Annotated in this window: 15 protein-coding genes and 1 riboswitch; of the genes, 6 read left to right on the forward strand and 9 right to left on the reverse strand. The window is 36.3% G+C overall.

Going from position 1 to position 22,074, the window contains the following annotated elements:
• Nucleotides 1-441: 441 nt before the first annotated feature.
• Together MHH71_RS11595 and MHH71_RS11600 are read left to right on the forward strand one after the other, a co-directional pair.
• Entirely contained in the window at nt 442-1,830 is a 1,389-nt protein-coding gene (locus tag MHH71_RS11595) for a YheC/YheD family endospore coat-associated protein (RefSeq protein WP_033798664.1), read from the forward strand.
• A 171-nt stretch (nt 1,831-2,001) separates the two neighbouring features.
• Nucleotides 2,002-3,672: an IS200/IS605 family accessory protein TnpB-related protein gene (locus tag MHH71_RS11600; protein WP_340723802.1), complete on the forward strand. Its 1,671-nt coding sequence runs from the start codon at nt 2,002-2,004 to the stop codon at nt 3,670-3,672.
• 235 nt (nt 3,673-3,907) lie between these two features.
• On the opposite strand, the gene MHH71_RS11605 is transcribed toward MHH71_RS11600, so the two are convergent.
• A complete protein-coding gene (locus tag MHH71_RS11605; protein ID WP_003204734.1) occupies nt 3,908-4,156 on the reverse strand; it encodes a hypothetical protein in 249 nt (82 codons plus the stop codon).
• A gap of 419 nt (nt 4,157-4,575) precedes the next feature.
• Between MHH71_RS11605 and MHH71_RS11610 the strand changes: the two genes are divergently transcribed.
• Nucleotides 4,576-4,773 (forward strand): alpha/beta-type small acid-soluble spore protein, encoded by a 198-nt coding sequence (locus MHH71_RS11610; protein ID WP_003195499.1) that lies wholly within the window; start codon nt 4,576-4,578, stop codon nt 4,771-4,773.
• Nucleotides 4,774-4,821: 48 nt separating this feature from the next.
• Here MHH71_RS11610 and MHH71_RS11615 read toward each other — a convergent pair whose 3' ends face one another.
• The 7 genes from MHH71_RS11615 to MHH71_RS11645 all read right to left on the reverse strand — a co-directional run bounded on the left by MHH71_RS11615 (nt 4,822) and on the right by MHH71_RS11645 (nt 12,647).
• Entirely contained in the window at nt 4,822-5,556 is a 735-nt protein-coding gene (locus MHH71_RS11615; RefSeq protein ID WP_006093658.1) for an amino acid ABC transporter ATP-binding protein, read from the reverse strand.
• 31 nt (nt 5,557-5,587) lie between these two features.
• Nucleotides 5,588-6,286 carry an amino acid ABC transporter permease gene (locus MHH71_RS11620; RefSeq protein WP_018782317.1) on the reverse strand — a complete coding sequence of 233 codons (699 nt, stop codon included), beginning with the start codon at nt 6,284-6,286 and terminating at the stop codon, nt 5,588-5,590.
• Entirely contained in the window at nt 6,273-7,073 is an 801-nt protein-coding gene (locus MHH71_RS11625; protein ID WP_003195492.1) for an amino acid ABC transporter substrate-binding protein, read from the reverse strand. The genes MHH71_RS11620 and MHH71_RS11625 overlap by 14 nt, the downstream gene beginning before the upstream one ends.
• A 237-nt stretch (nt 7,074-7,310) precedes the next feature.
• Nucleotides 7,311-7,544: a hypothetical protein gene (locus MHH71_RS11630; protein ID WP_033798657.1), complete on the reverse strand. Its 234-nt coding sequence runs from the start codon at nt 7,542-7,544 to the stop codon at nt 7,311-7,313.
• Nucleotides 7,545-7,579: 35 nt separating this feature from the next.
• Nucleotides 7,580-8,422 carry a GNAT family N-acetyltransferase gene (locus tag MHH71_RS11635; protein ID WP_033798658.1) on the reverse strand — a complete coding sequence of 281 codons (843 nt, stop codon included), beginning with the start codon at nt 8,420-8,422 and terminating at the stop codon, nt 7,580-7,582.
• 473 nt (nt 8,423-8,895) lie between these two features.
• Nucleotides 8,896-10,896 (reverse strand): ABC transporter ATP-binding protein, encoded by a 2,001-nt coding sequence (locus MHH71_RS11640; protein ID WP_033798659.1) that lies wholly within the window; start codon nt 10,894-10,896, stop codon nt 8,896-8,898.
• Complete coding sequence (locus MHH71_RS11645; RefSeq protein ID WP_006093662.1) at nt 10,893-12,647, reverse strand: ABC transporter ATP-binding protein; 1,755 nt, start codon at nt 12,645-12,647, stop codon at nt 10,893-10,895. Before MHH71_RS11645 ends, MHH71_RS11640 begins: the two co-directional genes overlap by 4 nt.
• Before the next feature lie 841 nt (nt 12,648-13,488).
• Here MHH71_RS11645 and MHH71_RS11650 point away from each other — a divergent pair.
• The 3 genes from MHH71_RS11650 to MHH71_RS11660 all read left to right on the forward strand — a co-directional run bounded on the left by MHH71_RS11650 (nt 13,489) and on the right by MHH71_RS11660 (nt 18,349).
• Nucleotides 13,489-14,928, forward strand: coding sequence for an NADP-dependent glyceraldehyde-3-phosphate dehydrogenase (locus MHH71_RS11650; protein ID WP_006093663.1), 1,440 nt, complete (start codon nt 13,489-13,491; stop codon nt 14,926-14,928).
• A 387-nt stretch (nt 14,929-15,315) separates the two neighbouring features.
• Nucleotides 15,316-15,498: riboswitch (Lysine riboswitch) on the forward strand.
• A gap of 151 nt (nt 15,499-15,649) precedes the next feature.
• The gene (locus MHH71_RS11655) at nt 15,650-17,074 is read left to right on the forward strand and encodes an amino acid permease (RefSeq protein ID WP_006093664.1); all 1,425 of its coding nucleotides are present in this window, start codon (nt 15,650-15,652) and stop codon (nt 17,072-17,074) included.
• Between the two features lie 69 nt (nt 17,075-17,143).
• The gene (locus tag MHH71_RS11660) at nt 17,144-18,349 is read left to right on the forward strand and encodes an ABC transporter permease (protein ID WP_006093665.1); all 1,206 of its coding nucleotides are present in this window, start codon (nt 17,144-17,146) and stop codon (nt 18,347-18,349) included.
• Between the two features lie 333 nt (nt 18,350-18,682).
• On the opposite strand, the gene MHH71_RS11670 is transcribed toward MHH71_RS11660, so the two are convergent.
• Nucleotides 18,683-22,036: a glycosyltransferase gene (locus MHH71_RS11670; RefSeq protein WP_006093666.1), complete on the reverse strand. Its 3,354-nt coding sequence runs from the start codon at nt 22,034-22,036 to the stop codon at nt 18,683-18,685.
• Nucleotides 22,037-22,074 lie beyond the last annotated feature (38 nt).

Here is a 22,074-nt window from a genome sequence, read left to right on the forward strand (position 1 = left end):
TCACTGCTATGAAAACAAAAAGTGATCTCCACTTATTTTCTCCTTTTGGTTTCACTTAGCGTGGGGTGAAAAAAGGACCTGACCGTTTCTATGCATAATCGGATCCTCTCTTACCTCTAAAAAGGAATGTCTTTCAATTTGGCTTCTCTCGCCCTAAAACATAGATCATCCAAAAATAGAATATCGTTATACGGACAACAGTATAATGATATGGGAGCATGTTTGCAATGTACTGAAGCCATTCGCGCAATTGCACAATAGAAATAAAAAACAATTGAGCAGTTCTCTCTTCTCTTTTTACATAATGGATAAAATAGAGCACTTAGGATTATATATGCGAATGCGAAAACAGCATGATTATTCACTGGCCGAAGAAGCTTCCCGCGGCCCATTACGGTTTAATCGATTTACACCGTAACTGAAAAAGGAGTGACTATTACATTGAAAGATCATATTTACACATTACAAATTTCTATCGATCATCCAAGATCGCTAACATTGCCCTATATATTTTCTAGTACTTCTCCCCTTACATTTCTTTCCTTCGGCACACGAAATACGACATGTGAAAATATTGAAATTCATTATACTTATGCTCACGAAATTATAATTGGCGAACAAATTGCGAAAGAACTTTATCTTCCATTTCCAACTACCGTGCATGCTTTCATTCAAAATCAAACACTTGTATTTGGACCATTGATCGGTATTTTCACAACAGGTTTTACAGAATCAGCTGCTAATCCAATTGGCAATCGTTCGATCAGTTTCAAGGAGTTACTGACCCCACCTCACTCTTTACATCCATTTGTTTTCTTATTTGGTGCACAACATATGAACTGGGATGAGGAAACAATTGATGGATACTTTTTTAAAGAGGAAAACTGGATACAATGTAAAGTTCCTTTTCCAAACGTTATTTATGATCGGCTACCTAATCGAGAAGCAGAACTTTACAAACCTATTCTCAGAACAAAAAAACGATTACAAACGAAGTACACCATTCCATGGTTCAACCCAGGTTTTTTTAACAAATGGAATATACACCAGCTGCTTACAAATGAAAAAACAGTCGCTTCTCTGTTACCTCAAACAGAAACATTTCAGCACTTCGAGCAAGTAGAGAATTTCTTATCATCATATAAACACATTTATATGAAACCTGTGCATGGTAGTCTTGGACGAAATATTTATCAAATTCTTTATTCCACTTCAGAAAACAGTTATTATTGTCGTTACCGCGAGGCAGAGCAGAATAAATTACGAAAGTATCACTCTTTAGAAACACTTATCAATCATGTTATGCAAGGCCATGATTTAAAAACATTTATTGTTCAACAAGGAATTGTATTATTACGTATAGGTGGGCAGCCAGTAGACTTTCGCATTCATACAAATAAAAATCGTTTTGGGAATTGGAGAGTCAGTGCCATCGTTGCAAAAATCGCCGGGAAAGGCAGTATGACAACTCATATAAATAGCGGCGGAGAAGTAAAACTACTCCAAGATATTTTTTCTGATGCAACGGAGCGTGTTCGAATCACGAATAAATTGACAGATGCAGCCTTGCAACTAAGTTCTATTTTAGATCAGCAAACGGAAGGAAATATTGGAGAAATTGGTTTTGATTTAGGTTTAGATAAAGATGAGAAGATTTGGCTATTTGAAGCCAATTCCAAACCTGGAAGAACTATATTTCAATCCGAAACATTACAAGAATATAGTGAACTGACGAGACAGCTATTTTACGAGTACGCCATGCATTTAACAGAACATCATCTTTCTCGTCCGAAAAGGCTATTACCAGAAGATAAAACTTCCACCCTATAATAGGTGGAAGTTTTTTTATCATTTTGACCGAGAAGACCCCCTCCTCTAAATGAAGTGAAGGTGGGGGATGAATCGGTTTTGTCCTTTTTAAAGAAAATGTCTCTTTTTAAACAGAACGTATGTTTGTTTCGGTGTATAATGATCTTATCAAATAAAATGAGGTGAGAACAGGTGAAGAAAGCGTATTTTTCGAAACGGATCTATAAGATAGATGTACCGCATGAAATGGTAGATGCATTGGCAGAGACAATCGAAATATTTAATCAGGCGAAGCGCTTTGCGTTTCAAATGATTGTTCGGGAAAAACGTTGGAACCGTAAGATATATACAGACAGTCTTCATCTCGTTCTCAAGCGGAAATATCAATTGAATGATTATTATGCAAACAGTGCGGCGCAAGAAGCGAAGGCGTTGTTTACAGGTTTAATGGAGTTACAAAAGCTATATGAGAAACAAACACAAGAGAAAATCAAGAAGCTCAAGAAAAAGTTGAAACAAGAACGGACAAAACTGACAAATCTTCGTAAAATCAAACAAAGTTGTGTGAAAGGAAAGCTGACGTTTCCGAAAAACACCCGCTTGGCGAAGCACAACAACCTCATCTCCTTATCTCGTAAAAAAGACACATTGATTTGGCTGAATGAATATCTGTTTGAGCACCAATACTTGGATGTTCAAATGAAAAGGATTCAGGCGAAAATCGGCCTTTTAACCCACCGGCAATACCGCTTAACACAAAAACTTACATCACACAAAACGCATATTCCGAGCGCAGTATTTGGAAGTAAAAAACTATTTCGCTCTCAATTTACCACCCGCGAGTTTGTACGTAACCATGACAAATGGAAAACATTCTTTTCCCGTGCTCGAAATAAACAACTCATTCTATCTGGCCGTAAAGATGCTAAACATGGGAATTTTGTGTTTCAGTATGTGCCTGAGACAAAGGGATTATGGATGACGACAAGTTCCGGAAAAACACTGATGTTTCCAGCTGTTACGTTCCCGTATGGACAAGAAATCATTGAGGAAGTGATCATAACTCAATTACAGTGTGAAAATAAGAAAAAACACGGTAAACCAATTACGTGGTCTGTGGAAGACTATGGGGAATATTACATTGTAAAATGTTTAGTCGATGTACCGGAAAATCCTCACACAAATTATAGTAAATCAGATGGTGTCATTGGTTTGGATTGTAATCTTGAGCATTTTGCGTGGGCGAATGTAACGAAGGATGGGAATTACAAAGGAAGTGGTTCCCTTGGTTTTTCTATCATGGGTAAATCCACAGGACAAATCACAAAGATCATCGAAGTGGAAGCGATTCGCTTAGTGGACTTAGCGGAGCGGTATAACAAGCCGATTGTCATCGAGAAGTTAGATACAACCCAATCGAAAACAGGGAATCGATATGGAAATAAACATGCGAATCGAATGAGGAGTATGTTTGCTTATGAGAAGATGACAAGTGCAATTCTGAATCGTGCAGATAAAAGGGGCGTGGCTGTCTTTCAAGTGAATCCCGCTTACACTTCAATCTCCGGAAAGATGAAATACATGCGCAAATTCGGCATCTCTATTCATCAATCTGCGGCTTTTACGATTGGTCGCCGAGGGTTAGGGTATAAAGAAAAAGTACCTGGGGTGCTTCAGCCTTATCTTCCAAAGAAAGACGCACATCACTGGAGCCATTGGCATCAATTAAACAATCGATTGGATATTCGCACGCATCATTTCTATCAGCTATACGATGTAGATCAACCGAAAGAAGTTTTACAAATCGAACGGTTACACTTGTTTGAAAATGAAAAGAAAAAACTAGCAAAACTATTAGCATGATAAAAAAGAGCACTTTGTCCCAGATTTTTACGCTTATTACCAGAGCAGATAACAAGTCTAGGAACTGGATGCATGACAAAGTGTTCGATCCTCGATATAAGAACAAAGTAGTTGTACCTATTTTGTTTGCCTTTCGTCGGAAGATAGAATGGGTCGTCTTACATACAGACACTACCGAACTCTATATCGTTGTATCCTCTTTGTTGAACGAGAGGAACTGTTTTGTGAGGGTAGTTCAATACACCAGTTTCACCGTTAATTCAGTTTGTGTACCACACGTCCCGCAATAGAAAACATGAACACAATATTGCTGAGAATTCTCCCCTGTTAAACCGTCTACCTCTATTAATAAATCTTGATCCATATATGCGCTATAAGCATCTGTATAATCTACAACTTTCCCATAATCTTGGAGTACATTCAGGCAACTTTGACAAGAATATACTTGAGCTTCCAGTGCATTGCAAAGTGGACATATTCCCATTTATAACTCCTCCAATCATAGAGGTTTCATATTTACAATTAGTGTAACCTTCTTTTAGAAAAATACAAATTAAAAAAACGAAATAAACTCCTTCTTTTTAGGTGGGAGGGAGCATCCGGCCATGCATAGAAGCATTCAGATCCTTTTCCTGCCCCATGCCAAGTGAAAACACAGAGAGAAAAAGAGTGCAGGTCACCTTTCATTATCCATAGCTGTAACTTATATGCTGAAAAATTAAAATCGGTATATATTTTTACAAAATTTACAAATTATTAACTCGCATATCTTTCTACGTAACATCCATACTATGAGTACATTCACTTCAAACGATGGATTAGCGCCAAACGAGGCGATAAACTGGTTCAACTCCAGCTAATCCAACCAAAAAAATTTCTATACTTTAAGGAGGATACATTCCTATGGCAAACCAAAACAATCCATTAGTAGTACCAGGCGCAACAGCTGCAATCGATCAAATGAAATATGAAATCGCTCAAGAATTTGGTGTACAATTAGGAGCAGATTCTACAGCTCGTGCAAACGGTTCTGTTGGTGGCGAAATTACAAAACGTTTAGTAGCAATGGCTGAGCAAAGCCTTGGCGGATACCAAAAATAAATATATATGGCAAAAAAGGTCTCAAGCATTCGCTTGAGACCTTTCTTTCTACCCTAGCATTTGTAAAAATCGCTTCGTTCGTTCTTTTTTTGGATTTGTAAATACTTCTTCTGGTGTACCTTGTTCCACAACAACGCCGCCATCCATAAAGATAACACGATTCGCAATTTGATGAGCAAAGCGCATTTCGTGCGTTACAATCACCATCGTCATTCCTTCTTGTGCAAGTTCCTTCATTACCTTTAGGACCTCTTGTACAAGTTCTGGATCTAACGCTGACGTTGGTTCATCAAATAATAAAACTTCTGGTTCCATCGCAAGCGCACGAGCAATTCCAACGCGTTGTTGCTGGCCACCAGATAGTTGGAATGGATATAACTCCATTTTGTCACCAAGTCCAACCTTCTCAAGGAAATATGTCGCTTTTTTCTTCGCTTCTTCTTTCCCTACTTTTTTCACTGTAACAAGCCCTTCCATTACATTTTGGATTGCTGTTAAATGAGGAAATAAATTATGATGCTGGAACACCATACCTGTTTGTGTACGAAGATTTACAATATCTTTCTTCGTTACTTTTTTAGAGAAATCCAGCTCTTTGTCACCAATGCGAACAATACCTGCATTTGGTGTTTCTAATACATTCAGGCAACGTAAAAATGTTGTCTTACCAGATCCAGATGGCCCAATAATGACAACAACTTCACCTTTCTCCACTGATAAATCAATATGCTTTAGTACCGTGTTATCACCGAAACTCTTTTGTAAATGTTGAATTGAAATCATAAAAACAAAAACTCCTTTTATAAAAGGATTATTATTTAAGCGTATAACGCTCTGAACGTTTTTCTAATATTTGTTGCACGATAGATAATAAGAAACAAATCGCCCAATAAATAAGACCTGCTTCAAAATAAACAATTAAAAATTCATAGTTCATTGCTGCAATTTCCTGTGCTTTTCGAAACAGCTCTGTTACTAAAATTAATGATGCTAATGAAGTATCCTTCACTAAGCTAATAAACGTATTCGAAAGCGGTGGAATCGATACACGTGTCGCTTGTGGTAAAATAATGCGTTTCAGCGCCTGTGGATATGTCATCCCAATTGTATATGCTGCTTCCCATTGTCCTTTTGGAATAGACAAAATAGAAGCACGAATAATTTCAGATGCATATGCACCAACATTTAATGAAAAACCAATAATAGCTGCTGTATATGGATCAATCTCAATTTTTAAAGTTGGAAGCCCATAGAAAATAATAAACAATTGTACAAGAAGTGGTGTTCCGCGAATAATAGATACATAGATACGAGCAATCCATTGCAGTAGGCGACTACCTGAAATACGCGCTAAGGCCGTCAAAGTCGCCAATATAAGACCAATCGCGAACGTGATAAGCGTTAATGGGATTGTCGTGAAAAGAGCACCCTCTAGCATAGGCATGAAGGATGCTTGCATAATATCTATCCATGTAGATAATCGATCTGTAATCAATGCATTACTTAGATACATTTTCACCGAACCATTTTTTCGTTATTTTGTCATACGTACCATCTTTTTTCATATCTTCTAACGCTTTATCTACTTCTTGTACAAGCTTATCGCTACCTTTACGGAATAAGAACCCACTTTGTGACGCTTCTTTTTCTGTTGCTGCAATTTTAATGTTTGCATCTTTTTTCGTTTGTAAATAGTTTAACACTGATAATTTATCATTGATTGTGAAATCAACGCGACCTGTATTAAGTAGTTCTACTGCTTGACTAAAGCCTTCTACACCTTGAATCTTCGCACCATTTTTCTTTGCAAGATCTGCATAGTTACTTGTTAAAGACTGCGCTGCTGTTAATCCTTTTACATCTGTAAATGAAGCAGGTTTATCTTTATCCTTTGCAACGACAAGTGCTGCTGAAGAAGAAATATACGGTTTAGAGAAATCATACTTCTTTTGACGATCTTCACGAATTCCGACTTCATTCGCAACCATATCGAAACGTTTTGCATCAAGCCCTGCAAGCAAGCTATCCCATTGTGTTTCTTTAAATACTGGTTTCACACCGAGACGTTTTGCAACTTCTTCTGTTAACTCAACGTCAAATCCAGTTAATTTTCCACTTCCATCGTGGAATGTAAACGGTGGGTATGTACCTTCTGTACCAACAACGAATTCACCGCTTTTTTTAATTTGTTGCAATGCATCTTGACTAGTAGCTGTATCTTTTTTCTCTTCTTTGCCACAGCCCGCCACAATACCGACTGCTAGTGTAGCTACTGCAAGCACTGAAAATAATTTCTTCATGATATTAGTCCTCCAAGTATTCTGATAGGAATTTAAAAACTATATTGATTGTATGCAATCTTGAACAATTTTTCAATGAAAATGTTCGTCATTAGTGTATCCTTTTTTTTCATAATCAAACAACATGATATAAAATCACCACATACAAAAAATAAGTAACATTTTTAAATATAGCACTTCTAAGAAGAAAGGTAAAACAATACTTACTTTTATATAAATTGACAAAACCATTGTTTTTTAGATGGGAGAGAGGATCCGACCATGCATAAATGCGGGCAGGGCCTTTTTTTGCCCCATGCCGTTTGAAAACAAAAGGAGAAAATGAGTAGAAGTCTTCTTTTCTCCTTCATAGTCATAACTGGGCTGTTGAAAGATCAATATGGATTTTTCTACACAAAAAGCTATGTTAAACAATGTTGTTTTTTTGAGATAAAGAAAGGGAACTCCTATTATTGAGTTCCCTTGTTCCATTAAAGCTCCCGATTGTGGAATAATGAGTGTTTAATTTACAAGAACTTTCGATAAACCTGTGTATTATGAAGCGGCTTAAAGCCTAAAGAGGTGTACAACCTCTCAGCACTTTCATTTCCCTCTAGAAAACATATTCGGATTTCTTCGTATCCTTCTTCTAACATCTCGTTCATACCGAATTGTAAAGTCTTACGTCCATATCCATTTCTTTGGTAACTTGGAACAACCATTAAATTATCTAATATCCCTTCTCCAGTAGTAACTGATGCAACAATTTGTTCATTTTCTAACACTAAATATACATTATTTTTATTGTTTAATTTGTATTTTTTTACACCGTCTTCTGGAGCAAGGTAAGGTTTAATATCATTCTTTTCGTGCAACTCGTAATAACATTCCTGTACCATTTTTACAAACTGGTCAAAAAATCTATCTTCATATTTAATCAACTCAATGTCTGCTTTAGGAAAAGTTCCTCCCTTGTATACCGATTCAAGTGAACCCCACCATTTTTCAAACCCCATTTTCTTAGCAAAACCAATAGGATTTTCTGATTCGACTCTCATATAAGTACACACAAAATCTGGTTTTGTTTTAGAAATTACCTCTTCCATTGCTTTATATAATGTAGAACCAATACCTTTTAAACGGGAATCTGGTTCTACATAAACACTGATTTGAGCAATAGACTCTCCAGCACTATTTGTATAGACAGATGAATATGAGAACCCTTCAATTCCATTTTGTTCATATAGGAGAAATTGCATAGAATTTAGGACAATATCATCTAAAGAACCTACCTCTTCTTCTATCCCCATACTTTTTATTAGATTTAATATACTGACCTTATCTTCTTTTTCCCTATAAACACGTATCATTTAGATAATCCCCCATCTCCCATTTAATAGTTAGTCTTCTGCTAAATTCGGTTATTACTTAGTTAAATTTTCTTATGCTTATTCCTCAATCCTATGCTTTAACGAAACATCAAACAATCATCAGTCCGGAAAATTCTGATAAATTAAGTTTATCAGAGGTTAACTGCTCTCAACAATCATTTTACTAACTATGGGATTATCATTTTGACAAACAACGACAAAAATAGGAGGCAGCTATCCCCCTGTTTCCCAACACACTAAAAAAGAACTTGCTACACCAGCAAGCTCTTTTAAGAATCTAATACACAATACCCGATCATTCCGCACAATAATAAAAAGAAAGCAATGTTAAATGTAACTGATAATTCTTCCATCTCTATCTCCCCCTTGCTTCCAACATATCACATGGATAAGGAAAGGGATGGGAGCATTTGTAAACATTGCTTTAAAGTTTTCTGAACATTTCGTGAAAGTTACGCACTTTGACTTCCTTCTATTTGCGTTTTATACATTTCATAATAACGACCCTTTTTCTGCATTAATTCTTCATGTGACCCTTTTTCAAGAATAGTCCCTCGATCGAGCACAATGATTTGATCTGCACTCTTAATTGTGGAAAGGCGATGTGCAATAATAAATGTTGTTCTTCCTTTCTTTACAACTTCTAGTGCCCCTTGAATCATCGCCTCAGTCTCTGTATCAATACTTGAAGTCGCTTCATCTAACACTAAAATGGCAGGATCGAATGCTAACGCGCGTGCAAAAGATATAAGTTGGCGCTCTCCAGTCGATAGGGTACTTCCTTTTTCCGTAATTTCTTCTTCTATATTGTTAGCAAATCGTTCTGCCCCTACATCATGCAGTGCTTTTACAATTCGAGCCTTTGAAATCTTTGGATGTTCTAAACTTACATTCGACGCAACTGTACCACTAAATAAAAATGGATCTTGTAATACAATTCCCATGTGCTCGCGGAGTGCTTGCTTTGGTATATTTTTCACGTCATGCCCATCGATTGTAAGTTTTCCTTTTTGAAACTCATAGAATTGGAAAAGTACATTCATAATAGAACTTTTCCCAGATCCCGTATGACCAACAAGGGCCACCGTCTCTCCTTTTTTTGCCTCGAAAGAAATGTTTTTTAACACTTCATCTTTCCCATTATAAGAAAATGAAACATCATCAAATCGAACATTTCCATTAAGACGTGGTATACGTTCCTCTTCCACTACTTCGCCCTTTTCATCCAGCAGTTCAAATACACGTTCCGATGCAACGCGCGCTTGCTCTAAATTCGCAAGCTGGTTTACCATATTTGTAATTGGTGAGAAGAGCCTTGTTAAATAATCGACAAATGCATACAGTATCCCTAAAGAGATAATCCCAGCAGCGCTCAAAGAGGCACCGCCAAAATACCAAATAACCGCCGTAAAAGCAATGTTGCGTAAGACACCCACTAAATTATGCGATGTCGCTGCATTTAAATTTAAAATTTTATTTTGGTACTTAAAGTAATCTTCATTTAATTCTTCAAATTCTTTCTTTATTGCACGTTCTTGACGAAATGCCTGGATGATAGGCATTCCTTGGATGGATTCATTCACTGTTCCATTAATATCTGATAACCGCGAGCGCATCTTATGATTGTACACAGAGGCATATTTTCTATATACAACAGCCCAAACAATTAAAATTGGTACGATAATTAAACATAACAGCGCTAATTTCATATCAAGTAAAAATAAAGCAATAAAGATTCCGATAATATAAATAAAACTAGAAACAAATGTCGCTAAAACTGTTACATATAACTCCCGAATGGCCTCCGTATCATTCGTTACACGCGATACAATTTTCCCTGCTGGTAAATAGTCGAAATAACGAATCGGTAATGTTTGAATATGAGAAAAGACATCTTCACGCATAATTTGAATGATTTTATTAGATGCTTTCTGTAAGAAAAACTGTTTACCATATACAAATAAAGATACAACTAACAATAGTGCAAAATATCCTCCGCCAAGTAAAAGTAATCGTTTCATCTCAGGTTCATAAAACGAATACACTTCTTTGGTTGTTAACATTTTTGCTTTATACACTTGCGCTGCTTTTCCACTTTGAACTGTAATAATATCTCCCTTTACAGAACGTGTTCCCTCTGCAGCAACCTTATTAGGTACAAAATAATAAGTGAAACCAACTTGTATAATACGAACTTCTTTTCCTTTTTGTTCACCTTGTTCAAAGCGGTCGCTTCGCTTATACCAAGCTCCGTTATAAAGTACGGCATCGTCCCCTTGCACTGTTTCATGCCATGGTTTCTCAATACCGACAATATGATCATCAATCATTGTCTTTGCTACAAATGGGCCTGCAAGCTCTGCAATAACGAAAATAAATAACATTGCCAGTGCCACAAAAATGGTTCCCTTTACTTTCATAGCGTATTGAAATAACCGTTTTCCAACACTCATATTTTCACCTCACCCTCTACGTTTTCGCCCTGCTGTCTTTCAAACTGCTCCGCATACCAGTCACCATTCAAAACGAGCCTATCATGTGTTCCCTCTTCGATAATTTCACCATTATCCATAACGAGAATCCAATCAGCATGCTGCACAGCTGACAGGCGGTGCGTTGTTATAATTGTTGTTTTTCCGCTTCTTTCTCTCCGTATATTTTCAATAATCGCTGCTTCTGTTCGAGCATCCACAGCCGATAATGAATCATCTAAAATTAAAATTTCCGGATTTTGAATCACAGCCCGCGCAATCGAAATCCGTTGTTTTTGTCCACCAGATAGAGAAACACCTTTTTCTCCAACAAGCGTCTCTAATCCTTCTGGAAGAAACTCCAGATCTTTTTTAAATGCTGCAATTTCAATTGCTTTTTGAAGCTCCTCCTCATTTGCTTCTCTGTTCCCAAATAAAATATTTTCTCGTGCTGTTTTTGAAAATAGAATATGCTCTTGTGGTACATATCCAATCCAGCCTCGTACGTTTTCGGTTGAAATTTCATCAAGCGTAACATTCGACACCGTAATATCCCCTTCTCCAAGTGGATACTGACGAAGGAGTTGGCGAACAAGAGTCGTTTTACCACTTCCTGTTTTCCCAACAATACCAAGCGTTTCCCCTTGCTTTAATGAAAAAGAAACATTTTTCAAATTAAGCTCAGGTGAAGCAGGATACGAAAAGGAAACTTTATCAAAGTCGATATACTCTGGCTCGTGTACACGCGTCGGCTTTTTCACGTTCTTCACGTCAGGCTCATACGCTAACGTTTCATTGACACGATCTAGCGAAGCATTTCCGCGCTGCATGACATTTATTAATTCACCAATCGCAAACATTGGCCAAATCATCATCCCAAGATAAACGTTAAAAGACACAAGTTCACCAAGAGTAACCTTCGATTGGAACACTAAAAACGCTCCATATACAAGACCAATTAAATAACTAAGACCAACTAGCATCTTAACCGTCGGCTGAAACAGTGCATCAATTCTTGCTACTTTCATATTTTTTTCATATACGTCTGTTCCTAATTGATGAAATCTTTGCTCATCAGCTTTTTCCTGTACATATGCACGGATAACACGCACGCCTGCAATCGATTCAAGTACTTTATCATTCATATCTCCAAAAGCATCTTGAGCAATCGTAAAGCGTTCATGTAACTTTTTCCCATATATATTCATCGCATATGCCATAATCGGCAAGGGAAGAAGTGCCGCAATTGTAAGTTGCCAACTGATTGAAAATCCCATCATAAAAACAATTGTGAGCATATATAAACTAGAATCAACAAGTGTCAAAATCCCAAAACCAGCAGTCATAGCAATCGCCTTTAAATCATTTGTCGCTCTCGCCATTAAATCACCAGTACGATTTTTGTGATAAAAGGTCGGCGTCATTTTCAACAAGTGCCCCATAAATTTTGAACGCATCGTTTTTTCAAGCACGAATGCACCGCCAAATAATTGGTGCTGCCATACGTAGGTGAGTACATACCCACCAACTGCCGCCCCAAATAAAATCCAAACATACTGTATAATCACTTCGTTTGTTAAAGAACCTACTTTTATATGATCAATTGTTAATCCAATTACTTTCGGAGGAATTACCTCTATTACATTTACAATTAGAAGCACTCCAATTGCTATGCTATACCTCTTCCAATGTTCTTTAAAAAACCATGTTAACTTTTGTAATACTGAAAACAATGAAATCTCTCCCTTCTCGATTTTGTTTCAGTCTATTTCTGTTATCCACTATCAAAAGCCCCTGCTTTTACACCGTACCAATTGTACTGTTTCACCATAACTTCTCACCTTCCATATTTTTCCACCCCGCTATTTGCGGGCAGTAAAATCCCCACCTCAAGATTCAGCAAGAAATGAGAACGATAGATAAGGGGATAACTGCCCGTAAATGCCCGATTGGTTCAACTAACCATCCGTGGGAGATAAATCCCCCTTACGGATGGAAGTTTCACTTTATCGAAACCATACAAAGTATGGAAACAACCAAAATAGAGACAAAAAAACGCATACCGCCGCTTGACGATATGCGCAAAAACGCATAAAAGCGTACGTTACGAAATACGCAACGTACGCTTTTTGAAAAAACAAAAAAGCACTATCTTTCCGTACGGGTTGCGTAATGATATGAATGTTTCCCACCATGTAATCCAACTAAGCCAGTCATATTTACCATTACAATCATTACGCGCACCCCCTTCATTTATTTTCCATTTTTAATTTTATAACTTTATCAACTTTTCTGTCAATTGTTTTTTCATTATTTTACAAAATAAACTTTTATCACCAAAAATAAAAGATGTACAATACCACCTCGATACTCGAAAAAATTATCTATCGATATTATTATAGATAATCCTATATTTCACTTACAAATAAGGTAAACCCCTTTAAGAAAGGGCATACAAAATAAAAATCACATAAGAAATCGTTTCCATAAACATTTTGTTTGAAAAATGTTCTCAAACCCCCTACAATCACCATATACTCACTCTTACAAGTTGCTATTTTAGGAGGACAAATCATGACAACTAGCAATACGTACAAATTTTATTTAGACGGTGAATGGAGAGAAAGCTCTTCTGGGCAAACAATTGATATTCCATCACCATACTTACACGAAGTAATTGGTAAAGTACAAGCAATTACTCGTGAAGAGGTTGACGAAGCAATTAAATCAGCACAACAAGCTCAAAAAGAATGGGCTGAAGCTTCTCTTCAAGATCGTGCAAAATATTTATATAAATGGGCTGATGAGCTCGTAAATATGCAAGATGAAATTGCCGATATCGTGATGAAAGAAGTCGGTAAAGGTTATAAAGATGCGAAAAAAGAAGTTGTTCGTACAGCTGATTTAATTCGTTATACTGTAGATGAAGCATTACACATGCATGGCGAAAGCATGATGGGCGATAGCTTCCCTGGTGGATCTAAATCCAAGCTTGCAATCATTCAACGTGCACCACGTGGTGTTGTTTTAGCAATCGCACCATTTAACTACCCTGTAAACTTATCTGCTGCAAAACTTGCACCAGCTCTTATTATGGGGAACGCTGTTATCTTTAAACCAGCAACACAAGGCGCAATTAGCGGTATTAAAATGGTTGAAGCTCTTCATAAAGCAGGTCTTCCAAAAGGACTTGTAAACGTAGCAACAGGACGCGGTTCTGTTATCGGCGACTACTTAGTAGAACATCCTGGCGTAAATATGGTATCGTTCACAGGTGGTACACACACAGGTGCTCACTTAGCGAAAAAAGCTGCTATGATTCCGCTTGTATTAGAACTTGGCGGTAAAGACCCTGGTATCGTACGTGAAGATGCTGACTTACAAGAAGCAGCAAAACATATCGTTAGTGGCGCATTCTCATACTCAGGTCAACGCTGTACTGCAATCAAGCGCGTGCTTGTACATGAAAATGTAGCGGACGAGCTTGTTAGCTTATTAAAAGATCAAGTGGCTGAATTAACTGTTGGTTCTCCAGAACAAGACAGTACAATCGTGCCATTAATCGACGATAAATCTGCTGATTTCGTTCAAGGATTAGTTGACGATGCAGTAGAAAAAGGCGCTACAATCGTAATTGGTAACAAACGCGAGCGCAACTTAATCTACCCAACATTAATTGACAATGTAACAGAAGATATGAAAGTTGCTTGGGAAGAGCCATTCGGCCCAATCCTTCCAATCATCCGTGTTTCTTCTGATGAACAAGCAATTGAAATTGCGAACAAATCAGATTTCGGCTTACAAGCAAGTGTCTTCACAAAAGACATTAATAAAGCATTTGCAATTGCAAACAAAATCGATACTGGTTCCGTTCAAATTAACGGACGTACAGAGCGTGGTCCTGACCACTTCCCATTCATCGGTGTGAAGGGTTCTGGTATGGGAGCACAAGGTATTCGTAAGAGCCTTGAGTCTATGACACGTGAAAAAGTAACTGTATTAAACTTAGTATAATATTTCGTGTTAGAAGCTAATCTACGGTTGTAGACTTAGCTTCTTTTTTTATTCCTAGGCTCTGTTATATGGTAATATTTCAGCACAGAAAAAAGAGCTACAATGAGCCCGCTTTCTCTTCTCTCATTAACCAATCCATCACATTCTCAAGTAAAGTTACAGAATAACTATGTTGTTTTTCTAGACTCAAGTGAGACAAAATATCAAAAATATTTGCTTCATTAGGTTAACACACAGATTAACAGAGCCTATTTCTAAAAAAATCCCTCTTCTTTTAATGACAAATTGTTCACTATAGTCTGATTATTGCTATATCCATTGACGTATAAAAATTCATTTGTTACCCTTGATTATGTTAATTTAATACATAAATCCTCATTCGTATCTCGGTGAGGTAGAGGTTGCAGTCATTAAGAGTATCATTTCAGGAGATGTAGTGGCATCGATGAATGAATGGGAAAGGAATGGTTGCCGAAGTAAGAAATGCCCACTGTGCATTCTTGCTGGGTCTGCTATTTAATAAGTGCAGAACTGTCACAAACAACTTGTTTGTGGAGAGCTATCGAGAGGTATGTCGTGGGTTTCCTATAAGATAGAAAGCACGTAGCGACAATTACACGTGCTTTTTTTGTTTTGTATGAAGCTTACCTTTCTTTCCTTTTTGGAAGACATACATATCTCCTCGCTTGACTTGGTTATACTAACTTTGGAGGTATTTTTTATGCAACAAAAAAAATGGGGTTTTTGGGTACTGACAGCATTTGTTGTCGGCAATATGGTTGGCGCTGGTATTTTCATGGTGCCTAGTACATTAGCACAAACAGCAAGCCCACTCGGTGTTACATTAGCTTGGTTAACAACAGGGTTTGGTGTTTTAATGCTAGCTCTTGTTTTCGGTAATTTGGCAATTCGTCGTCCTGACTTAACAACAGGACCACAAAGTCATGCATATGCTTTATTCTCATCACCAAAAAAGAAAAAAATGGCTGGTTTCAGCATAGTTTGGGGCTACTGGGTCGCAAACTGGGCAAGTAATGTTGCTATTATTACATCTTTTGCAGGTTATTTATCACTCTTCTTCCCGATTATGAAAGATACACGTATCTTATTTTCAATCGGCTCTTTCGATGTGGAAGTTGGAAAACTGATTACATTTTGCATCTGTTCATGCTTACTATGGGGAACACATATGATTTTAACAAACGGTGTAAACGGAGCCGGGAAATTAAACTTCCTAGCAACAACAACAAAGGTAACTGGATTCCTTCTATTTATCGTTGTTACTTTGTTTGCATTTCAAGCTTCTAAATTTGGACAATGGTACACACCAGTGATTGATAAAGAAGGCGTGTCACATGGACTACTTTCACAAGTGAATTTAGCCGCTCTTACAACACTTTGGGCATTTATCGGTATTGAATCAGCTGTTCTTTTATCAAACCGTGCGAAATCGCCAAAAACAGTAAAGCATGCAACTGTAGCTGGCTTATTACTAACAGTTGCCATTTATTTAGGAATTACCATTTTAACAATGGGTGTTCTGCACATTGATAAACTTCAAACTTCTGAACGTCCATTAGCCGATGCATTAAATGCTGCAATGGGCCACGGCGGTGGGAAATTGATGGCACTACTTGCTCTTACTTCCCTATTCGGCTCTATCTTAGGCTGGATTTTATTAAGCTCAGAAGTACCTTATCAAGCGGCGAAAGAAGGATTCTTCCCTTCCTTCTTTGCAAAAACAAACAAAAAAGGAAGTCCAATTTATTCACTAAGACTGACAAATATTATGTCGCAAGTCTTCCTTTTCTCAACGTTATCAGGGACCATTGCTGAGGCCTATACATTCGTTATTACTGTCTCAACCTTAGCTTACTTAATCCCTTATCTCGTTTCACCAATCTTCCAATTAAAACTCGTTGCAACTGGTGAAACGTATAAAAACGAACCCGGTTCAAGGATTATGGATGGTATTATCGCAGTCATTGCACTTTGCTATGCACTGTGGGTCATTAAAACTGGCTCCTCAGATATAAAAACATTCCTTCTTGGAATCGGCTTATTTGTAATTGGCTTTGCATTTTATCCATTAATGAATCGCGATAAGAAAAAAAATGAAGAAAATAAAAACGAGCAAATTGCTTAAAGCAATTTGCTCGTTTTTATTTTTGTATAAGAAAGAAACCTATATAATAGAAGACAGAGGTGAAAAAACATGTCAATCGAAACACTATGGAGCACTCGTTTCCAAAAGCATATTCAAAACGTCATCATGTACTTTGCACGCATGATTAGCGGTCTACTATACAGTTTCATCTTCGTCTCATGCGTTGGTGCGTATTATTACGCCAAGTTTCTTAAAACATCTCCTTCTAAAGGCATTTCATTAATCATCATTATATCTCTGCTTACCATCATGATAACGAGATGCCCGATTCGTACTTTTATCCAGAAGCCTGACGCTGTCTATTTACTGGCACTCGAAGAGAAATTAACATCTTATTTCAAACAGTCTCTTCTATACAATTATGTCATTCAACTTTTTCCATTGCTATTTACGTTTCTAATCATTACACCGCTAGCAATGCAAACATTACAGACAACCGTTCCATTCTTATGTACGATCTTTTTCATTTTAATGTTAATAAAAGGTTGGAACCTATATATCAATTGGATATGGCGTGATCAATATAACAGCCAAATCTGGTTTATTATTCGCTTCACTTGTAATGCACTTATTCTTTATATGCTCTTTCAGTCCGTATCAGTTGTTCTATTAGGTGCAATGCTATTACTTCTTGTCTTCCTACTTGTTTATACAACAAAACAACCAACAAAACAAATTGGATGGGAATATATAATTGAGCAAGAAGAAAAAATGGACATGCACTTTTACCAATTTGCAAACTTTTTCACAGAAGTTCCACAGCTAAAAAAACAAGTAAAACAAAGAAAATGGCTAACAAGTTGGCTAGAACCTATATTACATAAAAAACAATCTACTTTTTTATATTTGAACACTTTATCATTCTTACGTGCGAATGATTATTTTGGTATATATATTCGTTTAACTATTATCGGTTCTTTTATTTTATATTTCGTACCGAATGTATTTGCAAAAGGCGCTATTACTTGTTGTCTCTTATATATGACCTCTATGCAGCTTCGTACTTTATGGAAATATTTTTCGGGAAATAATATTGTAGCATTATATCCTATCTCACACGACACACGAATAAATCAATTTCTCATTCTTGTATTTTCATTAGCAATCGTTCAGCTAGCGTTATTTTCCATTATTTTATTTGCTGCACTACAGGATTTTTTGCCTGTTCTTTCAACTGTTATAGTCAGCATATTTTTCATCAAATTTATTATCTTACCAAAAACAAAAAAACGAATTTCTTCTTCGGGAATTTAAATGAATGATTGTGTATTCTAAAAGAAAAAACAGAAAGTTTAGCTAAAGAAGCTACACTTTCTGTTTTTATATTCTCAACAATCAAATAGATTAGGGAAAATAAAATGAGTAAATTAAAGAATTCATCTGTATCCTCTTTTCTATTTTTTCTTCTTATCTATATCTTTTTGTAAGTGTACAAAATGGCATATTACCTTAGGATCATTCAAGAAAGCATATTTTCCCTTTCTCTCTTTTTCTACCACTTGCATTTTTCGTTCCACATCATTCATAACTATTGTTATTCAAAATAAGAAGCTACTAGTAAAAAAAGAGAGCAGATTATCTGCTCTCTTATGATGCCTCATTATGTTCAGAGGAGTGCTTAACACTTCCCATTCTCTTCAATTTATTCCATCCTACCGCAACCCCACGAATAGATGAAAATACAGATTTAATTACAACATAAGTCATAAATTGACGATAAATAAAGCGTTGTAAAATTAACCATGCTAATGGTTTAGGATTCTCTTTCTCTAATTTAAATGCAAAAAGAGAAGCGAGAAGATCCATTAGAAAGAATACAAGATAAAATCCCAAAACTTTTAGCGGATTGCTACCAAATAGCCCTATAATCATTAATATATCTGCTAAAGGAGCAATGAACTGCAGGACATATTGGAACAACCACATATTAGGTAATGCAACAAACCCTAATGTTTTATGCTTTGGATTAAACAATGCCTTTCGATGCTTCCAAAGACATTGGAGTGTACCATACGACCAACGATATCGCTGTTTAATGAGACTTTTCACATCTTCAGGCGACTCCGTATAAGCATATGCTTTTTCTTCATATACAATTCGATGCCCTTGACGTAAAAATGTTATAGTAAGATCCGTATCTTCTGCAAGTGTATCTTCGCTTAAATATCCAGATTCAACTACATTCTTTTTACGCCATGCTCCAATAGCTCCAGGAACTACCGTGATACAATTCAACTCATCAAAAGCTCTGCGTTCTAAATTAAATCCTGTAATGTATTCAACATGTTGCCAAGTAGTTAACAAATTCCGTCTATTTCCCACTTTGACATTGCCTGAAACTGCTGCTACATTATGATCTTCAAAGTGTCTAATCATTAGAGAAATAGCGTCTTGCGCAATAATAGTATCCGCATCTAAAGTGACAATAATTTCTCCTCGTGATTTTTGAAATCCTAAATTCATTGCGGATGATTTCCCACCATTTTCTTTCTGAATTAAACAAACTTTAGGATGTTTATGGAATGCTTCTTGAATTACTTTTGACGTACCATCTTTCGATCCGTCATCAACAACAATAACTTCAAACTCTCTATAATCACTATCCAAAATTGAGCGAATCGTCTTGGTTATAACCTTCTCTTCATTATATGCTGCTATCACAACACTAACGAAAGGTTGATAAGACGAATTAGTAAATAAACGAGATCTTGTTTTCCTTTTTTGCTTGAATGCAAAATAAATTAAAAATAGGAATCGGAAAATACCTAATCCAATAGCAATATAAAAAATAGTTGTTAATATATGTTTAGAATATCCCGCTCCTGAAAAAACAGCTTTATTGTAAAGTAAATATTGCTCACCCTCAGAAGAAACGGGTGGCATAACTTCATCTCGTTCTTTATCCATTAAATCTGAAATTGTTACAAAACTATATCCATGCTTTTTAAGGTCTTTAATAATAATTGGCAGCGCCTCTACCGTATGAGTACGATTTCCTCCTGCATCATGGAGAAGAATAACATTTCCCTCCCCCTTATAAATAGGATTTAGAGCACGCTTTACCAATTCATTTGTTGATGGCGTCGCCCAGTCCTCAGGATCAACTTTTTCTGCCACCATTGTATAGTTCATATTTTGTGCACGCAAAATAGGTACTATTTCATTTGGTGAATCCAGCTCAGCATCCGCTTCATATGGTGGCCTAAATAAAACCGTAGAGTGTCCAGTTATTTCCTGAATCAGGCGCTGAGTTGTATTCAGTTCTACTTTTGTTCGTAGTAAAGACGTATCAGCTACGTTCGGATGCTTGAAGGTATGATTGCCAATTTCATGGCCTTCATCGTATATTCTTTTAACAAGATTAGGATTTATTTGGGCGTTTTCACCAAGTACAAAAAAGGCTGCTTTTACTTTATGCTCTTTTAATATATCTAGAATTTCCGGTGTGTATTTAGGATCTGGTCCATCATCAAATGTTAGTACTACTTGTTTTCCTTTTGGTTTTCCATAGCGTTTCACTTGATATGCAGATGGTAGTGATTGATATACTTCATCTGTAAGATAACCTTCTTTGCCTACTTTAAAATCTCTCAATCCATTTTGTCTTTCATTCTCAATCTGTAAAATTTCGCCTTGCCCAGAATAATTTACTTCATCTAAACTAGCGATTTTATGTAATGCATCAGGATTATTTTGTACCTCAATAGGATCTTTTAAAGCTTTCCATACAGTAGGATCTTCTGCTCCTAGTCTCCATAATGCAAATCCCTTTGCATTGTTGTTCATTGCGATTTTTGCTTGATTATAAAAAGTAACACCATCTAAGAACCAAGCAGTATGTTCTTTCGCTCCTTTTTTATATCGAAAATAAGGATTTCCACTGATCTTATCCCATTGAATTTTTATATTTGAATCATGAGCCATTGTCATAACTTCTGAGAAAGTTAAAGACTTCGCAGGTTTTTTGCTATTTACTTCCCAATCATATCCATAGTTACCGAAAGCAACTATAAGTTTCTCAGAGGGAATGTTTAGATCATTGAGCGTATGTTCAAACCATTTATTTGAAGCAATTGGTCCTGGTGTCCCTGCTCCATAGTGCTCATCATACATCATTACAATCATACGATCTATTACTTTGGCTAATGCACCATAATCAAAGGCTTTATCATTAGCAGGGACATCTTGCGTTACGAGCAAATGATGTTTGTGAAAGACCGTAGTAAGTTCTTTCATGAAATTTGTTAATTTATCTCTATCGCCTTCAGGTATTGACTCAAAGTCAATATTAATACCTGCAAATTGATTCTCTTCAATTCGCTTTACTAAATCATTAATAAACTTTGTCTGTACATCATCTGAATCATTCAGTAACTTATGAATAAGTTTACTATCAGGACCAGAAGCTTCTTGCGTATAGTTAGTAAGCAAAGGCATAATTTTCACATGATTTTTTTTTGCTAACTTTACAATGTCAGGCTTAATCTCACTACTAATTGTTAAGTCTGCTTTTAAGTGATACCATTCTGGTACTAACATGGTTAATGAATCGATATTTTCTTTTAAAGAAGCAGTACTATTTTCATCCCAGTTTACATAAAAACCATAAACTTCTTTAGGTTGTTCGCCATTGCCTGTTAATTTTTCTGAATTTTCATTATTCTTTATTTCGGTATTAGGAGATTTGAATTCTTCCTTCTTTAATTGCTGGTCGCTGAGTTTTTGATTAATAGGTACAAGTTTAGTATCTTGCTTTACAGAAGGATTCATATTTGGAATTTCTGGTGTTGAAAAAATACTTCGAAAGAAAAAATAAAATACAATACTTACGCTAACTATTGAGATACATAGAAACCAACTGAAAGCTATTTTTCTTCTTCCTTTAGGATCATAAAAAACGGGTTTTGAGTTATCTGTCTTTTGTTGAATTTTTTTCTCCATTATTTTTTTACATACTCCTTTTCTTTTTATTCTAAGTA

It is taken from the genome of Bacillus sp. FSL H8-0534 (assembly GCF_038005885.1).
GTDB classification, from domain to species: domain Bacteria; phylum Bacillota; class Bacilli; order Bacillales; family Bacillaceae_G; genus Bacillus_A; species Bacillus_A pseudomycoides.

Coding starts and splice junctions, on each gene's coding strand:
- MHH71_RS11655 (WP_006093664.1), top strand. CDS start 15,650: ATGCAACAAAAAAAATGGGGTTTTTGGGTACTGACAGCATTTGTTGTC.
- MHH71_RS11640 (WP_033798659.1), bottom strand. CDS start 10,896: ATGAGTGTTGGAAAACGGTTATTTCAATACGCTATGAAAGTAAAGGGA.
- MHH71_RS11620 (WP_018782317.1), bottom strand. CDS start 6,286: ATGTATCTAAGTAATGCATTGATTACAGATCGATTATCTACATGGATA.
- MHH71_RS11625 (WP_003195492.1), bottom strand. CDS start 7,073: ATGAAGAAATTATTTTCAGTGCTTGCAGTAGCTACACTAGCAGTCGGT.
- MHH71_RS11670 (WP_006093666.1), bottom strand. CDS start 22,036: ATGGAGAAAAAAATTCAACAAAAGACAGATAACTCAAAACCCGTTTTT.
- MHH71_RS11615 (WP_006093658.1), bottom strand. CDS start 5,556: ATGATTTCAATTCAACATTTACAAAAGAGTTTCGGTGATAACACGGTA.
- MHH71_RS11660 (WP_006093665.1), top strand. CDS start 17,144: ATGTCAATCGAAACACTATGGAGCACTCGTTTCCAAAAGCATATTCAA.
- MHH71_RS11635 (WP_033798658.1), bottom strand. CDS start 8,422: ATGATACGTGTTTATAGGGAAAAAGAAGATAAGGTCAGTATATTAAAT.
- MHH71_RS11630 (WP_033798657.1), bottom strand. CDS start 7,544: ATGGAACAAGGGAACTCAATAATAGGAGTTCCCTTTCTTTATCTCAAA.
- MHH71_RS11610 (WP_003195499.1), top strand. CDS start 4,576: ATGGCAAACCAAAACAATCCATTAGTAGTACCAGGCGCAACAGCTGCA.
- MHH71_RS11605 (WP_003204734.1), bottom strand. CDS start 4,156: ATGGGAATATGTCCACTTTGCAATGCACTGGAAGCTCAAGTATATTCT.
- MHH71_RS11650 (WP_006093663.1), top strand. CDS start 13,489: ATGACAACTAGCAATACGTACAAATTTTATTTAGACGGTGAATGGAGA.